This window comes from Tabrizicola sp. (assembly GCF_034366665.1).
Lineage (GTDB): Bacteria > Pseudomonadota > Alphaproteobacteria > Rhodobacterales > Rhodobacteraceae > Tabrizicola.
Genome location: NZ_JAXMMF010000057.1, coordinates 29,470 through 48,181, shown reverse-complemented (window position 1 = coordinate 48,181; position 18,712 = coordinate 29,470). Strand labels below are relative to the sequence as shown.

General features: G+C 65.4%; 17 protein-coding genes and 1 pseudogene. 13 read left to right on the top strand and 5 right to left on the bottom strand.

The window, feature by feature from the left end:
* From U1E69_RS07820 to U1E69_RS07770, 11 genes and pseudogenes are all read left to right on the top strand, one after another.
* The coding region (locus U1E69_RS07820; RefSeq protein WP_322243793.1) for a 4Fe-4S binding protein at positions 1–214 on the top strand (214 nt) is incomplete at its 5' end.
* A gap of 4 nt (positions 215–218) precedes the next feature.
* A complete protein-coding gene (locus tag U1E69_RS07815) occupies positions 219–629 on the top strand; it encodes a carboxymuconolactone decarboxylase family protein (protein ID WP_322243792.1) in 411 nt (136 codons plus the stop codon).
* On the top strand, positions 626–1,240 hold the full coding sequence (locus tag U1E69_RS07810; protein WP_322243791.1) for an NADH-quinone oxidoreductase subunit J: 615 nt from the start codon (positions 626–628) through the stop codon (positions 1,238–1,240). Before U1E69_RS07815 ends, U1E69_RS07810 begins: the two co-directional genes overlap by 4 nt.
* Positions 1,241–1,244: 4 nt before the next feature.
* Positions 1,245–1,784, top strand: a complete 540-nt coding sequence (locus tag U1E69_RS07805; RefSeq protein ID WP_322243790.1) for a hypothetical protein — start codon at positions 1,245–1,247, stop codon at positions 1,782–1,784.
* A gap of 35 nt (positions 1,785–1,819) precedes the next feature.
* Positions 1,820–2,125: an NADH-quinone oxidoreductase subunit NuoK gene (nuoK, locus tag U1E69_RS07800; RefSeq protein ID WP_103258174.1), complete on the top strand. Its 306-nt coding sequence runs from the start codon at positions 1,820–1,822 to the stop codon at positions 2,123–2,125.
* A 178-nt stretch (positions 2,126–2,303) separates the two neighbouring features.
* Positions 2,304–4,648, top strand: a pseudogene (gene nuoL, locus U1E69_RS07795) (NADH-quinone oxidoreductase subunit L).
* Positions 4,649–4,660: 12 nt separating this feature from the next.
* A complete protein-coding gene (locus U1E69_RS07790) occupies positions 4,661–6,214 on the top strand; it encodes an NADH-quinone oxidoreductase subunit M (RefSeq protein ID WP_322243789.1) in 1,554 nt (517 codons plus the stop codon).
* On the top strand, positions 6,211–7,647 hold the full coding sequence (gene nuoN / locus U1E69_RS07785; protein ID WP_322243788.1) for an NADH-quinone oxidoreductase subunit NuoN: 1,437 nt from the start codon (positions 6,211–6,213) through the stop codon (positions 7,645–7,647). The genes U1E69_RS07790 and nuoN overlap by 4 nt, the downstream gene beginning before the upstream one ends.
* On the top strand, positions 7,637–8,386 hold the full coding sequence (locus U1E69_RS07780) for a biotin--[acetyl-CoA-carboxylase] ligase (protein ID WP_322243787.1): 750 nt from the start codon (positions 7,637–7,639) through the stop codon (positions 8,384–8,386). The genes nuoN and U1E69_RS07780 overlap by 11 nt, the downstream gene beginning before the upstream one ends.
* Before the next feature lie 91 nt (positions 8,387–8,477).
* A complete protein-coding gene (locus U1E69_RS07775; protein WP_322243786.1) occupies positions 8,478–9,251 on the top strand; it encodes a type III pantothenate kinase in 774 nt (257 codons plus the stop codon).
* Complete coding sequence (locus tag U1E69_RS07770) at positions 9,248–10,924, top strand: ribonuclease J (RefSeq protein ID WP_322243785.1); 1,677 nt, start codon at positions 9,248–9,250, stop codon at positions 10,922–10,924. Before U1E69_RS07775 ends, U1E69_RS07770 begins: the two co-directional genes overlap by 4 nt.
* 65 nt (positions 10,925–10,989) lie before the next feature.
* Here the strand turns inward: U1E69_RS07770 and U1E69_RS07765 are convergent, their stop codons facing one another.
* From U1E69_RS07765 to U1E69_RS07755, 3 genes are all read right to left on the bottom strand, one after another.
* Complete coding sequence (locus tag U1E69_RS07765; protein WP_322243784.1) at positions 10,990–12,687, bottom strand: DEAD/DEAH box helicase; 1,698 nt, start codon at positions 12,685–12,687, stop codon at positions 10,990–10,992.
* Positions 12,688–12,828: 141 nt separating this feature from the next.
* Positions 12,829–13,755, bottom strand: coding sequence for a hypothetical protein (locus U1E69_RS07760; RefSeq protein ID WP_322243783.1), 927 nt, complete (start codon positions 13,753–13,755; stop codon positions 12,829–12,831).
* Between the two features lie 81 nt (positions 13,756–13,836).
* Complete coding sequence (locus U1E69_RS07755; RefSeq protein ID WP_416200265.1) at positions 13,837–15,432, bottom strand: peptide chain release factor 3; 1,596 nt, start codon at positions 15,430–15,432, stop codon at positions 13,837–13,839.
* Positions 15,433–15,535: 103 nt separating this feature from the next.
* Here U1E69_RS07755 and U1E69_RS07750 point away from each other — a divergent pair, with 103 nt between their 5' ends.
* Positions 15,536–16,312, top strand: a complete 777-nt coding sequence (locus U1E69_RS07750; RefSeq protein WP_322243782.1) for an SDR family oxidoreductase — start codon at positions 15,536–15,538, stop codon at positions 16,310–16,312.
* Here the strand turns inward: U1E69_RS07750 and U1E69_RS07745 are convergent.
* A complete protein-coding gene (locus U1E69_RS07745) occupies positions 16,293–16,784 on the bottom strand; it encodes a hypothetical protein (RefSeq protein WP_322243781.1) in 492 nt (163 codons plus the stop codon). The genes U1E69_RS07750 and U1E69_RS07745 overlap by 20 nt on opposite strands.
* A gap of 166 nt (positions 16,785–16,950) precedes the next feature.
* On the opposite strand from U1E69_RS07745, the gene U1E69_RS07740 reads away from it, so the two are divergent.
* Positions 16,951–18,033, top strand: a complete 1,083-nt coding sequence (locus U1E69_RS07740; RefSeq protein WP_322243780.1) for an ABC transporter ATP-binding protein — start codon at positions 16,951–16,953, stop codon at positions 18,031–18,033.
* Here U1E69_RS07740 and U1E69_RS07735 read toward each other — a convergent pair.
* On the bottom strand, positions 18,030–18,704 hold the full coding sequence (locus U1E69_RS07735; RefSeq protein ID WP_322243779.1) for a YafY family protein: 675 nt from the start codon (positions 18,702–18,704) through the stop codon (positions 18,030–18,032). The genes U1E69_RS07740 and U1E69_RS07735 overlap by 4 nt on opposite strands.
* Positions 18,705–18,712 lie beyond the last annotated feature (8 nt).

The window sequence follows — 18,712 nt, the reverse complement described above, 5'->3', positions numbered from 1 at the left end:
CACGCGCTACGACATCGACATGACCAAGTGCATCTACTGCGGCTTCTGCCAGGAGGCTTGCCCCGTGGACGCCATCGTCGAAGGCCCGAACTTCGAATTCTCGACCGAGACGCGGGAAGAGCTGTTCTACAACAAGGACCGGCTTCTGGAGAACGGCGCCCGCTGGGAAGCCGAGATCGCCCGTAACCTTGAAATCGACGCTCCGTACCGGTGACCCCATGAGTGACGAATTCGCCAAGATGTTCGCCGCGATGATGGAGCAGGGCCAGAAGATGGCCCAATCATTCATGCCCGGCATGGAAAACGTCGACGCGAAGGCGTTTGAGAAGTTCTTTCCGGCGATGCCCAAGGAACTCTTGGAGATGTGGTTCGGCAAGACCTTCAACCCCGAAGGTCTGGACGCACGCACCCGGTTTCTGGTGACCATCGCGGCGCTGACGGTCCTTGGTCCGGTGGGTGAGCCGCAACTGCGGATGACGATCAAGAACGGATTGGCCGCCGGGGCCACCAAGCGCGAGGTCGCGGAAGTGATCTGGCAGATGTCGATGTTCGGCGGTGTGCCCGCCATGCAGAAGGCGCTGGAAATCGCCCAGTCCGTCTTCCAAGAGACCGAGGAGAAAGACGCATGACCGTCTTCAGTTTCGCCTTCTACATGTTCGCCGTAAGTACGGTCGCCTCGGGCCTGATGGTCACCCTCAGCCGCAACCCGGTCCATTCGGTGCTGTGGCTGATCCTGGCGTTCCTGTCGACCTCGGGCCTTTTCGTGATGCTTGGGGCCGAGTTCGTGGCGATGCTGCTGGTCATCGTCTACGTCGGCGCAGTGGCGGTGCTGTTCCTCTTCGTGGTGATGATGCTCGACATCGACTTCGCCGCGCTGAAGGGGGAACTGGCACGCTACATGCCGCTGGGCCTTCTGATTGGCGTGGTCCTTCTGATGCAGGTCGGCATCGGCGTCGGCGTCTGGACGGCGGCTGACGGGGCCGAGGGCCTGCGTCAGGCCGTGGCACCCGCTCCGACCGAGATGGAGAACACCCGCGCGCTGGGGATGATCCTCTACGACCGTTACTTCCTGCTGTTCCAGCTGTCGGGCCTGATCCTTCTGGTCGCGATGATCGGGGCGATCCTGCTGACCTTGCGGCACCGCAAGGACGTAAAGCGCCAGAACGTGCTGCAACAGATGTGGCGCGATCCGGCCAAGGCGATGGAGCTGAAGGACGTCAAGCCGGGGCAGGGGCTCTGATCCGATGATCCGCGGGGTGATCCTTCTTTCCATGCTGACCGCACCGGCGGCGCAGGCGCTGACGCCCCTGCCGCCCTGCGTCGGCATGGAAGCGGGGATGAACACCTATGAGCTTTCCCCCCTGGACCCGGACACCAACACCAGCGGCGTGACCGTCGAATTCTATCAGGTCGACTCGCAGCCCGACGACAGCCCGGAGGGTGTCTACCGTGACCAGCCTGCCCCCGTTGCGGCGCTGAACGGCTTCTACGGCGTCCGCGTCACGCATTGCGCCAGTGGTGCGTTTCACGCCATCGCTACGCGGAATGGCCCCAGCGAAGTTGCGGCCGCCCTTGGCGCAACCGAGTTTCTGCGGTCCAAGGTCAAGGTCGGAAAGCCGGTCAGCCGCGGTGATCTTGCCGCCGCCATGCGCGCCGTCTACGGCAAGCAGCTTCAGCTGCGAGAGACGGAAGAGACCTGCGGTTGCAGCGTCTATTTCCCGGACCTGAAACCCAAGGGCATGACGCCTTTCGAAAACCGGACCGATACGGTCGCAAGCTACTGAATACGGGCCACAAGAGCCCTTGAGGGAACGAGAAGATGGTGGGACTTGAACATTACCTGACGGTGGCGGCGGCGCTGTTCGTCATCGGGATCTTCGGGATCTTCCTGAACCGGAAGAACGTGATCGTCATCCTGATGTCGATCGAACTGATGCTTCTGGCCGTCAACATCAACCTCGTCGCCTTCTCCAGCTTCTCGGGCGACCTCGTGGGGCAGGTCTTCACCATGTTCGTCCTGACCGTCGCTGCCGCCGAGGCTGCCATTGGTCTGGCCATCCTTGTCGTCTTCTTCCGCAACCGCGGCACCATCGAGGTGGAAGACGTCAACGTGATGAAGGGCTGATCCGATGCAGATCGGAGAGAAGAACGTGTTCGGGATGCGGATCACCGCCCTCAAGGGCCGGATGGTCGACCTGATCTGCGAGACATGCCACACCGCTGGGGTTGCCCCAGTCACAGAATTCCCATCGACCCGCTGCGGATCAGACCGTTGCGGCGCCACCCAAGGCAGGACCGAGTAAATGGCAACGATCATCCTCTTCGCTCCCCTGATCGGGGCCCTGATCTGCGGCTTTGGCTGGCGCTTGATTGGTGAGAAGGCGGGGCAGGTCATCGCCACCGCGCTGATCTTCCTTGCCGCGGCCCTGTCCTGGCAGATCTTCCTGACCTTCGACGGCGAGACGCAGCGCATCGTCCTGATGCGCTGGATCGAATCCGGCACGATGGGGTCGGAATGGGCGATCCGGCTGGACCGGCTGACCGCGATCATGCTGGTCGTGGTGAACTCGGTCTCGGCGCTCGTCCACCTCTATTCCTTCGGCTACATGGCGCATGATGACAACTGGCACGAGGGCGAGCATTACAAGGCCCGCTTCTTCGCCTACCTGTCGTTCTTCACCTTCTCGATGCTGATGCTGGTGACCAGTGACAACCTGGTCCAGATGTTCTTCGGCTGGGAAGGCGTGGGCGTCGCGTCCTATCTCCTGATCGGGTTCTACTACCGCAAGGCATCGGCCAACGCGGCCGCGATGAAGGCCTTCATCGTCAACCGTGTCGGCGACTTCGGCTTTGCGCTGGGGATCTTCGCGCTGTTCTACCTGACGGATTCCATCCGCTTCGACGACGTCTTTGCTGCCGCCCCGGCGCTGGCCGAGACGAACCTGACCTTCCTCTGGGGGGAATGGAACGCGGCGAACCTGATCGGCGTCCTTCTCTTCATCGGCGCGATGGGGAAATCGGCGCAGCTTTTCCTGCACACATGGCTCCCCGACGCGATGGAGGGGCCGACGCCCGTCTCCGCCCTGATCCATGCCGCAACGATGGTGACGGCGGGGGTGTTCCTCGTCTGCCGGATGTCGCCGGTCTATGAATACGCGCCGCAAGCGCTGGCCTTCATCACCATCCTTGGGGCCTGCACGGCCTTCGTCGCGGCAACCATTGGCCTGGTGCAGAACGACATCAAGCGCGTGATCGCCTATTCGACGATGTCGCAGCTGGGATACATGTTCGTGGCCGCAGGCGTGGGCGTCTATTCGGTGGCGATGTTCCACCTTTTCACCCACGCCTTCTTCAAGGCGATGCTGTTCCTGGGCGCTGGGTCCGTGATCCACGCCACGCACCACGAACAGGACATGCGGAACTATGGCGGCCTGAGGAAGAAGATCCCCTACACCTTTGCCGCCATGCTGATCGGCACGCTAGCGATCACCGGCGTGGGCATTCCGCTGACGCATTACGGCTTTGCCGGCTTCCTGTCGAAGGACGCGGTGATTGAGAGCGCCTGGGTCGGGTCGGGCTTTGCCTTCTGGCTGCTCGTGGTCGCCGCCTGCTTCACAGCTTCTATTCCTGGCGGCTGATGTTCCTGACCTTCTTCGGGGAAAGCCGGGCGCATGGGGCGGCGCATGGCCATGATGACCACCACGGCGCGGTGCATGCGGCTGACGACCAAGGCCACGGCCACCACGAGCCGCATGAAAGCCCGCTGGTCATGCTGATCCCGCTGGGGGTCCTCGCCCTGGGCGCGATCTTCTCGGGCATGCTGTGGTACAAGGTCTTCTTCGGCGAAGAGACCGCCGTCCGCGACTGGTTCGGGATGGAACAGGTCGCCCACGGCGAGGCGCATGGCGACACCGCCGCGGCCGAGCATGGGACCGAGGCTGCGGCCCCCGAGACTGCGGCGACCGAGACAGCTGCGGCCGAGGCCACCCCGGCAACGACCGAAGCCGAACCGACCGCGACCGAGGCCGCTCCGGCCGAAGGCACTGTCGTCGCCACCGAAGCCACACTGGCGGAACCCGAAGCCAGCCCCGGCGATGCCGAAGGTCATGCCGTTGGCGTGGCCCCCAAGGGTGCGCTCGTGATGCTGCCCTTCACGCCTGAAGAGCAGGCCGTGGTCGACACCCGCCTTGATGCCGACAAGGCCGCCAAGTCGGAACATGCCCCGACCACGATCATCAACGCCGCGCACCTGGTGCCGACCTGGGTCAAGGTCTCGCCCTTCGTGGCCATGCTGATCGGTTTCGCGATGGCCTGGCTTTTCTACATCAAGGACCCGAGCCTGCCGCGCCGTCTGGCGGCCCAGCAGCGCCCGCTTTACCTGTTCCTTCTGAACAAGTGGTACTTCGACGAGCTTTACGACGTCATCTTCGTCCGCCTCGCCAAGTGGCTGGGGGGCTTCCTTTGGAAGCGCGGCGATGGTGACGTGATCGACGGCTCGCTGAACGGGGTGGCGCTGGGGATCATCCCCTTCTTCACCCGCCTCGCAGGCCGCGCGCAGTCCGGCTACCTGTTTCACTACGCCTTCGCGATGGTGCTGGGGATTGTTGCCCTTGTCACCTGGATGACGCTTTTCGGCGGCGCGAAGTAAGGGGCGCGCAGAATGGAAAACCAGCTTCTCTCGATCATCACCTTCCTGCCGCTGGTCGCGGCGGTCATCCTTGCCTTGTTCATGCGGGGGGACGACGCGGCGGCGCGGCAGGGGGCGAAGTGGCTTGCGCTCTTCACCACCTCGGCGACCTTCGTCATCTCGCTTTTCATCCTGTTCCGGTTCGATCCGTCGGACGTGGGCTTCCAGTTCGTGGAAGAACGGACCTGGATCCTGGGCCTCACCTACAAGATGGGCGTCGACGGGATCTCGATCCTGTTCGTGATGCTGACCACCGCGCTCATGCCGATCACCATCTGGTCGTGCTGGGGCGTCGAAACCCGCGTCAAGGAATACATGATCGCCTTCCTGGTGCTGGAAACGCTGATGCTTGGCGTCTTCTGCGCGCTGGATCTGGTCCTGTTCTACCTCTTCTTCGAGGCCGGGCTGATCCCGATGTTCCTGATCATCGGCATCTGGGGCGGCAAGGACCGCATCTATGCCGCGTTCAAGTTCTTCCTGTATACCTTCCTCGGGTCGGTCCTGATGCTGGTCGCGATGATCGCGATGTATCTCGATGCCGGGACCACGGACATCGTCAAGCTGCTGGCGCATGACTTCGGGCATGAGACGTTCACCCTTCTGGGGTTCCAGGTCGTCGGTGGCCTTCAGACGATGCTGTTCCTGGCCTTCTTCGCGTCTTTCGCGGTGAAGATGCCGATGTGGCCGGTCCACACCTGGCTGCCCGACGCCCACGTGCAGGCACCGACCGCGGGGTCCGTCGTGCTGGCCGCGATCCTGCTGAAGATGGGCGGCTACGGCTTCCTGCGCTTCAGTCTGCCGATGTTTCCGGTCGGCTCGGACGTGATGGCGCCCCTGGTCCTGTGGATGTCGGCGATTGCCATCGTCTACACCAGCCTTGTTGCTCTGGCGCAGACCGACATGAAGAAACTGATCGCCTATTCGTCCGTCGCCCACATGGGCTTTGTGACGATGGGGATCTTCGCCGCGAACCAGCAGGGCGTCGACGGGGCGATCTTCCAGATGATCAGCCACGGCTTCATCTCGGGCGCCTTGTTCCTGTGCGTCGGCGTGATCTACGACCGGATACACACGCGCGAGATCGACGCCTATGGCGGCCTCGTGAACCGGATGCCCGCCTATGCGCTGGTCTTCATGTTCTTCACCATGGCCAACGTCGGCCTGCCCGGCACCAGCGGCTTCGTGGGCGAGTTCCTGACGCTGATGGGGGTCTTCCAGGTCAACACCTGGGTCGCCGCCGTCGCCGCGACGGGCGTGATCCTGTCCGCCGCCTATGCGCTCTGGCTCTACCGACGGGTTGTCTTTGGCGATCTGATCAAGGAAGCGCTTCGCTCGATCACCGACATGGACCGCCGGGAAAAGGCGATCTTCGCGCCGCTGATCGCGATGACCCTGATCCTGGGCGTCTACCCCAGCCTTGTGACCGACATCATCGGGCCCTCTGTCACGGCCCTTGTCACCGACTACCAGGCTGCGCTGCCCACCGAGGCCGCGGACCTGGCCCTGAACGAAGGACATTCGGAATGACTTCCGCCGATTTCCAGACCCTCCTGCCCGAGATCGTGCTTGCCGGCTACGCCATGCTGGCGCTGATGGTCGCGGTTTACACCACCAAGGACAAGCTGGCCGCGACGCTGGTCTGGGCGACGGCGGGCCTTTTCGTGGCGCTGGCGCTTTACATCGGCGCGGGCGGGGCGGGGGAGCGTCTGGTCTTCAACGGCCTTTTCGTCGACGACCCCTTCGCGCGCTTTGCCAAGGTGACGATCCTCTTGTCCGCCGCCGCCGTCCTGGTGATGAGCCAGGACTACATGACCCGCCGCGACTTGCTACGGTTCGAATACCCGATCCTGATCACGCTGTCCGTGGTGGGGATGATGGTCATGGTGTCCTCTGCCGACCTGATCACCCTCTACATGGGCCTCGAACTGCAATCGCTGGCGCTTTACGTGATCGCCTCTATCCGCCGGGACAGTGCCAAATCCTCGGAAGCGGGCCTGAAATACTTCGTCCTTGGCGCGCTGTCCTCGGGTCTTCTCCTTTACGGCGCGTCGCTGGTCTATGGCTACGCCGGGACGACCCAGTTCGCGGGGATCCTGTCGACGGTGCAGGACGGCGTGCCGCTGGGGCTTTTGTTCGGCCTGGTGTTCATGCTGGCGGGCCTGGCTTTCAAAGTCAGCGCCGCGCCCTTCCACATGTGGACGCCGGACGTCTACGAAGGCTCGCCCACGCCCGTGACGGCGTTCTTCGCCACGGCCCCCAAGGTCGCCGCGATGGCCCTGATCGCGCGCCTGGTGCATGACGCGTTCGGCGGCATCCCTGGCCAGTGGGGCCAGGTGCTGGCGGCGCTTGCCGTGGCCTCGATGTTCCTTGGTGCCGTGGCTGCGATCGGTCAGCGCGACATCAAACGCCTGATGGCCTATTCCTCGATCGCCCACATGGGCTATGCGCTGATCGGCCTTTGCGTCGGCACGGCGTATGGCGTGCAGGCGACGATGGTCTATATGGCGATCTACGTCACGATGAACGTCGGCACCTTCGCCTTCATCCTGTCGATGGAGCGGGACGGGCGCCCCGTTTCGGACATCGCGGGTCTGAACCAGTTCGCGAAGAAGGAACCCCTGAAGGCGCTGGCGATGCTGGTCCTCCTCTTCTCCCTCGCCGGTGTCCCGCCGATGGTCGGGTTCTTCGGCAAGTTCTACGTCCTGAAAGCCGCCGTCGACGCGGGCTGGGTCTGGCTGGCCGTAGCCGGGGCTGTCGCAAGCGTGATCGGGGCCTTCTACTACCTGCGCCTCGTCTACTTCATGTACTTCGGCGCCGAGCAAGAGCCCGTGGATAGCCGCATGGCCCCGGTGCAATGGGGGATGCTGGTGGCTGTTGCCGCGATCATGCTGCTGGGAATCGTCAATCTCTTCGGGATTGAAGCCCCCGCGGCGCTGGCCGCCGAAGCGCTTGTCCGTTAAGGGCGAAGGGGCAGGGCGCATCACCCTGCCCGAGATCGACAGCACCAACGCCGAGGGCTTCCGGCGGGCCTCCACCTTGTCCGGTCCCACCTGGATCGTCGCCGGGGTCCAGACCGCGGGCCGGGGCCGCCGCGCAAGGCCGTGGTCGAGCCCGGAAGGCAACTTCCACGGCACCCTCGTCCTGAAACCGCAGGAACCGGCCGAGACGGTGGCGCTGCGCTCCTTCGCCGCCGCCCTCGCCCTGCGCGATGCCTTCGTCCAACTGACCAACCTCCCGCAAAGCTTCGCGCTGAAATGGCCGAACGACGTCCTTTGCAACGGCGGCAAGATCGCGGGGATCCTTCTGGAATCCCAGGGCCTGAACACCCCCGACGCAACGCTTTGCATCGGCATCGGCGTCAACCTGATCGCCGCGCCCGACCCCTCCCAGGTCGAGGCCGGAGCCGTCCCGCCCGTGTCCCTTCTCCAGGAAACCGGCCTCAAGATCACGCCCAACACCTTCCTCGACGCCCTCGCCCCGGCCTATGACCACTGGGAAGCGACCTTCCAAACCGAAGGCTTCGCGCCCCTGCGCGCCGCCTGGCTGTCGCACGCCGCCCGCCTGGGTGAGACGATCCGCGCCCGCACCGGGATTGAGACACGCGAGGGCACGTTCCAGACCATCGACGCCACCGGCAACCTGATCCTCCGCACCCAAGCCGGAACCCTTGCCATCCCGGCCGCCGAGGTGTTCTTCTGACGCTCCAGGCTTTCATGCTGGCCCAAGTATCCCACGGGGGTCCGGGGGTGTGAAACCCCCGGTCCGCCCTTGAACCCCGAGACACCCGCCCATGCTTCTCGCCATCGACTGCGGCAATACCAACACCGTCTTCTCGATCTGGGACGGGTCGCGCTTCATCGCCACCTGGCGCATCGCCACGGACCACAAGCGGACGGCGGATGAATACTTCGTCTGGCTCTCCAGCCTGATGACCCTGACCAGCACCACCGCAACAGTGACCGAGGCGATCATCTCCTCGACCGTTCCCCGCGTGGTCTTCAACCTCCGCGTCCTTTGCGACCGCTACTTCGGCTGCCGCCCGCTGGTCGTGGGCAAGCCCGACTGCAAGCTCCCCGTGGCCCCAAGGGTCGACCAGGGCACCACGGTCGGCCCCGACCGCCTGGTCAACACGGTGGCGGGGTTTGACCGGCATGGCGGCGACCTGATCGTCGTCGACTTCGGCACCGCCACCACCTTCGACGTCGTCGACAGCGACGGCGCCTATATCGGCGGGGTCATCGCGCCCGGCGTGAACCTCAGCCTCGAAGCACTCCACATGGCCGCCGCCGCCCTGCCTCACGTCGATGTGGCCAAGCCCCTGAAAGCCATCGGCACGAATACGGTGGCCTGCATGCAGTCCGGCGTGTATTGGGGCTACATCGGCCTGGTCGAGGTCATCGTGCGCGAAGTGCGGCGCGAGCGGGACCGACCGATGAAAGTCATCGCGACGGGCGGCCTTGCCTCCCTTTTCGCGCAAGGAACCGAGCTATTTCATGCGATCGAGGACGATCTGACCATGCACGGCCTCGTCCTGATCCACGACCTGAACAAGGAACACCCATGAGCGCGAACCGCCTGATCTATCTTCCCCTCGGCGGTGCCGGCGAAATCGGCATGAACTGTTACGTCTACGGCTACGGGCCGAAGGGCAAGGAACGGCTGATCCTGGTCGATGTCGGGGTGACCTTCCCCGACATGGACGGCTCGCCCGGCGTCGACCTGATCCTGCCCGACGTCAGCTGGCTGCACGACAAGCTGGACCGGCTGGAGGCGATCTTCATCACCCACGCGCATGAGGACCACATCGGTGCCCTCGCACCCCTGTGGCCCGAGCTGGGCAAGAAGGTCTACGCCCGCCGCTTCACCGCGACGATCGGGCGGCTGAAATTCGAGGAAGCGGGCCTGCCCGTCGACCAGATCATCACGGTCGAGCCGCGTCCCGCCACGGTGGAAGTCGGCCCCTTCAAGGTGCAGTTCGTTCCCGTCTCGCATTCGATCCCGGAAAGCTCGGCCCTGGTGATCGACACGCCAGCCGGCCGGATCTTCCATTCCGCCGACTTCAAGATCGACCACACGCCGGTGGTGGGCGAGGGTTGGGATGATGCCCGCTTCACCGACATCGTCGCCGAACGTCCGGTCAAGGTGATGACCTGCGATTCGACCAACGTCTTCTCGACCCATCAGGGCCGGTCCGAGGCGACGCTGGCCGAACCCCTGACCGAACTGATCCGCAGTTGCACGGGCATGGTCGTCGCGACCACCTTCGGGTCCAACGTCGCGCGTCTGAAGACCCTGGCCGAGGCCGCCCGCGCCGCCGACCGGACGATCTGCGTCCTGGGCCGGTCGATGAAACGGATGCTGGCGGCATCCGAGGAGGCCGGGGTCCTGTCGGGTTTCCCCAAGACCGTCACGCCCGAAGAGGCGCTGGACGTGCCGCGCCGCAACCTGATGCTGCTGGTCACTGGCAGCCAGGGCGAACGCCGCGCCGCCAGCGCCCAGCTGAGCCGGGGCAAGTATCTGGGGCTGGAGATGAAAGAGGGCGATACCTTCCTTTTCTCGTCCCGCACCATCCCCGGCAACGAACGCGACGTGATCCGGGTGTGGAACGCCTTCTCGGAACAGGGCGTCAACGTGCTGGATGACCATAATGGCAAGTACCACGTCTCGGGCCACGCGAACCGCCCCGATCTGGAACATGTCCACCGGCTGATCCTGCCCGACATGCTGATCCCAATGCACGGTGAACACCGGCATCTGGCTGAGCACGTCCGCATTGCCACCGAAAGCGGCATCGCGGCGGCGGTGGCGGTGAACGGCACGATGGTGGACCTGTCCGGCGATGTCCCCGAAGTGGCGGAATATGTCGAAACCGGCCGCATCTACCTGGACGGCACCGCGATGGTCGGCGCGATGGACGGCGTGATCCGCGACCGTATCCGCATGGCGCTGAACGGCCATGTCACCGTGACGCTGATCCTGGACGAGACAAACAGCCCGATGGGCGAGCCTTGGGTCGAGCTGATGGGCGTCCCCAAGACCGGACGCGGCGACCGCCCGCTGGCCGAGACGATGGAGGCCGACCTGGACCAGGTGATGGGGCGCCTTGGCCGCAAGGTGCTGGCCGACGACGTCAAGCTGGAGGAAGAGATCCGCCGCGTCGTGCGTCAGGTTTCGATGGAAGAAATCGGCAAGAAGCCCGAGGTCAACGTGGTGATCAGCCGCCTCGTCGCCGAGTAGGGCTTGCTTTCAATGGAAAAAGGCCCCGTCCTGGACGGGGCCTTTTTCAATGTCCGGCGGCTGGATCAGCCCTCGGAGCCTGTGGCATCTTCCAGTTCTTCCGTCTTCGACGGTTTCAGCGCGAAGCTGCGCAGGATGAAGTCCGGCACATGGTCGCCCATGCCGATGACCGACGGCCCAAGGTCGCGGTCGCGGCGATAGTCGCGACGGTCATCCCGACGCTCTTCGCGCGGTTCGCGGCGGTCGTCACGCCGTTCGCTGCGGCCCTCGGGCCGGCTGTCGCTGCGGCCTTCAGCCCTGGCTTCGCCCCGACCTTCGCCCCGGCTTTCACCCCGGTTTTCACCGCGCGTCTCGACACGCTCGTCCCGACGTTCGCCACGGTCTTCGCGGCGACGCTCGACGCGTGGCTCGCGTCGGTCCTCGCGGCGCGGTTCTTCGCGCGGGGCGGCTTCGACGGGTTCGGGCTTCGGGGTCGCAACCAGCGGCTCCATCGCCGCAGTCTCGTCATGGGCTTTCACCGGGCGATCGCGCTCACGGCTGCGGCCACCCCGTTCGCGGCCCTTGCGCTCTTCGCGCGGGCGGTCGGGCTTGCCTTCGCGGGTGTCCGGTTCGAACCCTTCCGGCAGCTCGCCGCGCGGGATTTCGGTCTTGATCAGGCTTTCGATGGCCTTGAGGTACTTTTCGTCCGACGGCACCGAGATGGTCAGCGCCTTGCCCAGACGCCCGGCGCGGCCCGTGCGGCCGATGCGGTGGACGTAATCTTCGGGGTGCGAGGGCACGTCGAAGTTGAACACGTGGCTGACGGCCGGAATGTCCAGACCACGCGCCGCGACGTCCGAGGCGACGAGGAGGTGCAGGGACCCATCGCGGAAGGCGTCCAGCGTCTTCATCCGCATCGACTGTTCCAGGTCGCCGTGGATCGGAGAGGCATTGAACCCGTGCGATTTCAAGGACTTGGCCACCACGTCCACGTCCATCTTCCGGTTGCAGAAGATGATCGCGTTGGTGCAGGCCTCACCCTCGGCACGGATCAGTGCGCGCAGGATGGCGCGCTTGTCGCCGAAGCTGCGGTCCTTGCGGACGGGCTTCACTTCGATCAAGGACTGCGTGATCGTCAGCGAGGCCGTGGCCTGACGGGCCACCTCGATCTTGGCGGGGTCCTTCAGGAAGGTCTTGGTGATCCGCTCGATCTCCGGCGCCATCGTAGCGCTGTAGAACATCGTCTGGCGCTTCGGCGGGGTCAGTTGGAAGATCCGCTCGATATCCGGGATGAAGCCCATGTCGAGCATCCGGTCGGCCTCGTCGACCACCATGATCTGCACGCCGGTCAACAGAAGCTTGCCGCGTTCGAAATGGTCGAGCAACCGGCCAGGCGTCGCGATCAGCACGTCGACGCCCCGGTCGATCAGCTTGTCCTGTTCGCCGAACGCCACGCCGCCGATCAGAAGGGCCTTCGTCAGCTTGGTGTGCTTGGCGTAGATGTCGAAGTTCTCGGCCACCTGGGCGGCCAGTTCGCGCGTCGGCGCCAGCACCAGGCTGCGCGGCATCCGGGCGCGGGCGCGGCCCTGACCCAGAAGCGTGATCATCGGCAGCGTGAAGCTGGCCGTCTTGCCGGTGCCGGTCTGAGCAATGCCCAGCACGTCGCGGCCTTTCAGCGCTTCCGGGATGGCCTGGGCCTGGATCGGAGTGGGGGTCTCATAGCCGGCTTCAGTGACGGCCTGCAGCACGCGCGGGTCCAGCGCGAGGTCGGAAAATTTGGTCATTAGCGTCCTATGGATGCGGTATCGGACCGCATGAATGATGGGACGCTAGTTTCCGGGCGCCCCGGCGTCTCGGCCCGATTGGCCGCGTGTCCCGCGCATAAAGGAAATTGTCCCTCGGGTCAAGTCGGCCCCCATGAGGGGCTAGACTGGCGTGCCGTCGGGGTCGTCCGGTGCAGCAGTCTGGGCAGCAGTCTGGGCAGCCGTTTGGGCAGCCGTTTGGGCGGCCTCTGCGGCTTCTGCCGCCTCGGCCTCGGCCCGCGCGCGGGCTTCCAGCTTTTCAAGATAGGCGCGGCGCCCGTCGCGCATCCGCTGCAGGCGACGAAAAAGGGTGGAGTCGTCGGCGTTCAGCCGGTCCAATAGCAGACAGGCCAGCGGGCCGACCACCAGGTCGTCCAGTGCGGCCTGCCAGATGGGGGCTAGAAGATTGTAATCCAGCCCGCCGCCGTCCAGCCCGAAGTCCAGCATCCCAAGCGGCAGGCGGCTGCCTCGCTTGCGCTTCTGCCGGAAAAGCTCATCCGGGCCAAGGCCGGACCCCATCCGCTCGAATTCATAAAGCTTCATCAGCGAGAACAGCACATTCAGCGACAGACCGATTCGGCGCTGCGCCTCGGTCTCGCCGAAGTCGCCGAAGGTGATGACGGAAGAGATCAGCCAGCGCGTCGACAGTTCCTGCATCAGCACATTGCCCTGTTCGGCCCAGAGCCGCCGAAACAGGGCCGGGGCGTGGTCAGGAAACGTGGCGCGCCGCAAATGCACGATCAGGTTGGCATTCAGGACGGCAAGTTCGGACTTCCCCTCCAGCTCGCGGCGCAACTGCCAAAGCTTGCGCTTGTAATGCGAGATCGGGCCGTCGGCCTGGACTTCGCCTTCGGGGACAATCCGGTGGGCCAGCGCCTGCAGATCGACATCCAGCGGTGGCAGTGCTTCGCCCTTGCCGTATTCGACCGGGCCACGGCGTCCGTTCCACCGGTCGATGACGCCATCCGGGGCATCAGGATAGGTCAGCACGGGCAGGGCGGCGTCGGGGTCGTCCTCTGGCGCGGGGGAGGAGCTGTCGGCCGGTGTCACTGTCGTATCCTTTGACGTTGTCTCGCGGTCGTCCTGCCGGGCGAAAGGCTAGGGCGCGGGCCGCAAAGGGTCAAGCCGACCTCAGACCATCATTTCCTTGGTCGCGGTCAGCTTGACGCCCGGATAGTCGCGGACCACGCGGTCGATGTCCCATTGCAGGCGGGTCAGGAACACAAGGTCGCCGTCGCTGTCATGCGCGATGTGGCCCTTGTTGACGTTGACCAGCTTCTCCATCTCGGCCTTGTCGCCGGAAATCCAGCGGGCGCTTTGGAAGTTCGACCCCTCGAACCGGACGGGCAGGCTGTATTCCTGCTCGATCCGGCTTGCCAGCACGTCGAACTGCAAGGCCCCCACGACGCCCACGATGTAGCCAGAGCCGATCATCGGCTTGAAGACCTTGGCGGCGCCTTCTTCGGCGAACTGGGTCAGGGCCTTTTCCAGGTGCTTGGCCTTCATCGGGTCCATCGCGCGGATGGACTGCAAAAGCTCGGGCGCGAAGCTGGGGATGCCGGTGAACCGCAGGCTCTCGCCTTCGGTCAATGCGTCACCGATCCGCAGTTGCCCGTGGTTCGGGATGCCGATGATATCGCCGGCCCAGGCTTCCTCGGCCAGTTCGCGGTCGGCGGCAAGGAACAGCACGGGGTTGGTGATCGACATCGGCTTTTTCGTGCGCACGTGGTGCAGCTTCATCCCGCGCTCGAAATGGCCCGAGGCAAGGCGGACGAAGGCCACCCGGTCGCGGTGCTTGGGGTCCATATTGGCCTGGACCTTGAAGACAAAGCCGGTGACGGCGGGTTCCGACGGGTCGACCTGACGCTCGGCGGCCTTTTGCGGCTCGGGCTCGGGCCCGTATTCGCCGATGCCGTCCATCAGTTCCTTCACCCCGAACGAGTTGATCGCCGAGCCGAACCAGATCGGCGTCATCGAGCCGTTGAGGAATGCCGCGCGGTCAAAAGCGGGCAGCAGTTCCCGCGCCATCTCAAGCTCTTCATGGAACTTGGCCAAAAGGTCCGCCGGGATGTGTTCGGCCAGTTTCGGGTCATCGACGCCTGAAATCTTGATCGATTCCGCCACCTTGTTGCGGTCGGCGCGGTCCATGATCTCAAGCTTGTCGTGCAGAAGGTCATAGGCGCCGACGAAATCGCGCCCGACGCCGATGGGCCAGGAGGCGGGCGTCACGTCGATGGCCAGGTTTTCCTGGATCTCGTCGATGATCTCGAACACGTCGCGGGATTCGCGGTCCATCTTGTTGCAGAAGGTCAGGATCGGCAGGTCGCGCAGGCGGCAGACCTCGAACAGTTTCCGCGTCTGGCTTTCCACGCCCTTCGCCCCGTCGATCACCATGATCGCGGCATCGACGGCGGTCAGGGTGCGGTAAGTGTCTTCGGAAAAGTCGCTGTGGCCGGGGGTATCCACCAGGTTGAAGCGATACTGCCGGAAATCGAAGGACATGGCCGAGGCGGAAACGGAAATCCCGCGTTCCTGCTCCAGCTTCATGAAGTCCGACCGCGTGCGCCTGGCATCGCCCTTTGCGCGGACCTGGCCTGCCATCTGGATCGCGCCGCCGAACAGCAGGAACTTTTCGGTCAGCGTGGTTTTCCCGGCGTCGGGGTGCGAGATGATCGCAAAGGTCCGGCGGCGGGCGATTTCGGGCGGAAGGGGGGCGCGGTTCGACATGACGCCCCCCATAGCGCGCAGAAGGGTTCGCCGCAACAGACGGGGTGTCTTGCCCTTGCGGGTGTGGCTGCTAGGCTTTGCCGCAAAGCAGGAGGGGTTGCACATGGATCTGGGGATTGCGGGAAAGCGGGCGCTGGTCTGTGCCTCGTCCAAGGGCTTGGGCCGGGGCTGCGCCGAGGCGCTGGCGGACGCGGGCGTCGATCTGGTGATGAATGCCCGCGGTGCCGAGGCGCTGGAGGCCGCAGCGCATGACCTGCGCGCCCGGTATCAGGTCAACGTGACGACCGTCGCCGCCGACATCACCACCGAAGCGGGGCGTGCCGCCGTGCTGGCGCAGGGGCCGTTCGACATCCTGGTGACGAACGCGGGCGGCCCGCCCCCCGGCATGTGGTCCGACTGGGCGCGCGAGGATTTCATCAAGGCGCTGGACGCCAACATGCTGACCCCCATCGCGCTGATGCAGGCGGTGCTGCCGGGAATGATGGCCAAGGGCTGGGGCCGGGTGGTCAACATCACCAGCGTTTCGGTCAAATCACCCGTGGCGGTCCTGGGGCTGTCGAACTCGGCCCGCGCGGGATTGACCGGGTTCGTGGCTGGCACCTCGCGGCAGGTGGCGAGCAAGGGAGTCACGATCAACAACCTTCTGCCCGGCATCCATGCGACCGACCGGGCCATCGCGCTGGATGGGGCGGTGGTCAAGGCCAAGGGGATCAGCATGGAAGAGGCGATCAGCGAGCGCGCCGCCACCATCCCGGCAGGCCGCTACGGTACACCGTCGGAATTCGGTGCGGCCTGTGCGTTCCTGTGTTCGCAGCACGCGGGCTTTATCGTCGGACAGAACGTCCTGCTGGACGGCGGTGCTACCAACGCGACGCTGTAGCGGGGCGAGGCTTGGCCCGACCGGGGTCGAAGACGCCCAGAAGCAGCAGCAGCGCCCCGCCGCCAACCCAGGCCCAGCCGCCCGTGCCCAGCACGTCATTTGCCAGAAGGAACAGGCGGTTGGCCTCCTCCATCGTCCATTGCGGCGGGACCAGCCCCAGCGCCTCACGCGATTGCCAGACGGTAAGCCCGGCAAGGCCCACGACGCAGACGCCAGTCAGGAAAGCCAGCCAGCGTTTCTCCAGCCCAACAAGCGCCACCAGCACGAACAGCGCGGCCAGGACGAAGGACAGAAGGAACAGACGCACTTCGTTCGGGGCCTGGGTCAGGTACGTCTCGATCGTGGCGCGGTCGAAGGCGGGAAGCGCGTCCCAGGGGGCGAGGTTGGCACCGAGCGGAGTGGCAACCCAGGGCAGGAACAGCCCGGCAAGGATCGCGATGGCGCACAAAAGCGCAAGCGGACGAAACAGCATGGCCGGACCTTCCTGTCCAGGAATACGAACAGTTTCGCCATAGCGCCGCATTCTGTGCAAAACGTGGACAGTTTGCGCCAATTTTGCGGTCATCCGTCGCGGGGCAGGCGGTTGTGGCGACGGCAGGGCGCTGCTAGAGAAAACCTGAGCAAATCTCTTGGACAGCATGCCCGACAGCACTCCCCCACGGCTTGAGGTTCGCCACCTGGTCCGCTCTTTCGGGGGGCGGCGGGTGGTGGATGACGTGTCGCTGGCTGTGGCGGCGGGGCAGGTGACGTGCCTTCTGGGGCCCTCGGGCTGCGGCAAGTCGACGACGCTGCGGATGATCGCGGGGGTGGAACGCGCCGACGCGGGCGAGGTGGTGCTGGACGGCCAGGTCGTGGCCGGACCCGGCGTGCATGTCCCGCCCGAGCGGCGGTCGGTCGGGTTGATGTTCCAGGATTTCGCGCTGTTTCCGCATCTCACGGTGGCCGAGAACGTCGGTTTCGGCCTGCGGGTCGACCGGACGGAAAAGGCGCGGCGGGTTGGCGAACTTCTGGAAAAGGTGGATCTCTCCGGCTTTGGCCCCAAGCACCCGCATGAGCTTTCGGGCGGCGAGCAGCAACGCGTGGCCCTGGCGCGGGCACTGGCGCCAAAGCCCAAGGTCATGCTGATGGACGAGCCGTTCTCGGGTCTCGACAACCGGTTGCGCGACGGCATCCGCGACCGCACGCTGGAGCTTCTGAAGGAAGAGGGCGCGGCGGTCCTGCTGGTCACGCACGAGCCTGACGAGGCGATGCGCATGGCCGACGAGATCGCCCTGATGCGGGCGGGCCGCGTGGTGCAGAAGGGCGCGCCCTACAACGTCTACAACGCCCCCGTCGACAAGGCGGCTGCGGCCTTCTTCAGCGATATCAACGTGATCCGCGGCGTGTCTCGGGGCGCCTTGACCGACACGCCTTTCGGCGCCTTCCTGACGCCCGGCCATGCCGATGGCGGTGAGGTTGACATCGTGATCCGCCCGCAGCACCTGCGCATCGACTTTGACCGGGGTGGGCGCGGCCCGAACCCGACGCCCGAGGACGGGGTCCCGGCGCGTGGCACGGTCCTGCGCAGCCGCTATCTTGGCCGCGAAAGCCTGGTCGACTTTGCGATGGACTTTGAGGGCGCCAAGCTGACGGCAAGCGTCCCGGGGGTGTTCCTGCCCAAGCCCGGGACAGTCCTGTGGCTGATGATCCGGCGCGACCGGTGTTTCGTGTTCGGCGTCTAGCCCGAAGCAAGTCGCCGCCAGTCGGCGACGGTGCGGCCCGGTTCTTCCGGGAACGTCTCGCCGGTTGGCATCATTCTGTCGATCCGGTCGACGCGGAAGCTGCGGAAATCGTCCCGCGTCTCGCACCAGGCGGCAAGGGTCCAGACCCGGCCCCAAAACTCCAGCACCAACGGCCGCACCGGCCGGTCCGAGGCAGCGCCCTCACCGTCGACATAGCTGATGACCATCCGCTCCCGCAGCCTGATCGCCCGGCGCAGGGCGGGCAGGTGTCGGGCGGCAGCCAGGGCTTCGGCCCCGGGGAAGACCCAGGTTTCCTCGCCCATCCCCTGCAAAAGTCGCGCCGGCAGGACGGCGCTGACCTTCCCAAGCAGGCTGTCCGCCGCCCGGGTCAGCGACGGGTCGGCCCCCCGCGTCACCAGTTGGAGGCCCAGCGTCAGGGCCTGCACTTCGTCGGGTGTCAGTGTCAGGGGCGGCAGGGTCACAGGTTCCCGCAGGATGTAGCCCACCCCGCGCTCGCCCTCGACCGGCAGGCCGGACGCGATCAGCGTCGCCATATCGCGCAAGAGCGTGCGGGTCGACACCTCCAGCCGCGCCGCCATGTCGCGGGCGGTGTGGAGCCGCCCGTCACGCAGGATCTGGATCAGCTCGAACAGGCGGTCGGTGCGGCGCATGGGGGCAG

Coding starts and splice junctions, on each gene's coding strand:
- U1E69_RS07750 (WP_322243782.1), top strand. CDS start 15,536: ATGGATCTGGGGATTGCGGGAAAGCGGGCGCTGGTCTGTGCCTCGTCC.
- U1E69_RS07765 (WP_322243784.1), bottom strand. CDS start 12,687: ATGACCAAATTTTCCGACCTCGCGCTGGACCCGCGCGTGCTGCAGGCC.
- U1E69_RS07775 (WP_322243786.1), top strand. CDS start 8,478: ATGCTTCTCGCCATCGACTGCGGCAATACCAACACCGTCTTCTCGATC.
- U1E69_RS07805 (WP_322243790.1), top strand. CDS start 1,245: ATGATCCGCGGGGTGATCCTTCTTTCCATGCTGACCGCACCGGCGGCG.
- U1E69_RS07745 (WP_322243781.1), bottom strand. CDS start 16,784: ATGCTGTTTCGTCCGCTTGCGCTTTTGTGCGCCATCGCGATCCTTGCC.
- U1E69_RS07735 (WP_322243779.1), bottom strand. CDS start 18,704: ATGCGCCGCACCGACCGCCTGTTCGAGCTGATCCAGATCCTGCGTGAC.
- U1E69_RS07810 (WP_322243791.1), top strand. CDS start 626: ATGACCGTCTTCAGTTTCGCCTTCTACATGTTCGCCGTAAGTACGGTC.
- nuoN (WP_322243788.1), top strand. CDS start 6,211: ATGACTTCCGCCGATTTCCAGACCCTCCTGCCCGAGATCGTGCTTGCC.
- U1E69_RS07815 (WP_322243792.1), top strand. CDS start 219: ATGAGTGACGAATTCGCCAAGATGTTCGCCGCGATGATGGAGCAGGGC.
- nuoK (WP_103258174.1), top strand. CDS start 1,820: ATGGTGGGACTTGAACATTACCTGACGGTGGCGGCGGCGCTGTTCGTC.
- U1E69_RS07740 (WP_322243780.1), top strand. CDS start 16,951: ATGCCCGACAGCACTCCCCCACGGCTTGAGGTTCGCCACCTGGTCCGC.
- U1E69_RS07770 (WP_322243785.1), top strand. CDS start 9,248: ATGAGCGCGAACCGCCTGATCTATCTTCCCCTCGGCGGTGCCGGCGAA.
- U1E69_RS07755 (WP_416200265.1), bottom strand. CDS start 15,432: ATGTCGAACCGCGCCCCCCTTCCGCCCGAAATCGCCCGCCGCCGGACC.
- U1E69_RS07790 (WP_322243789.1), top strand. CDS start 4,661: ATGGAAAACCAGCTTCTCTCGATCATCACCTTCCTGCCGCTGGTCGCG.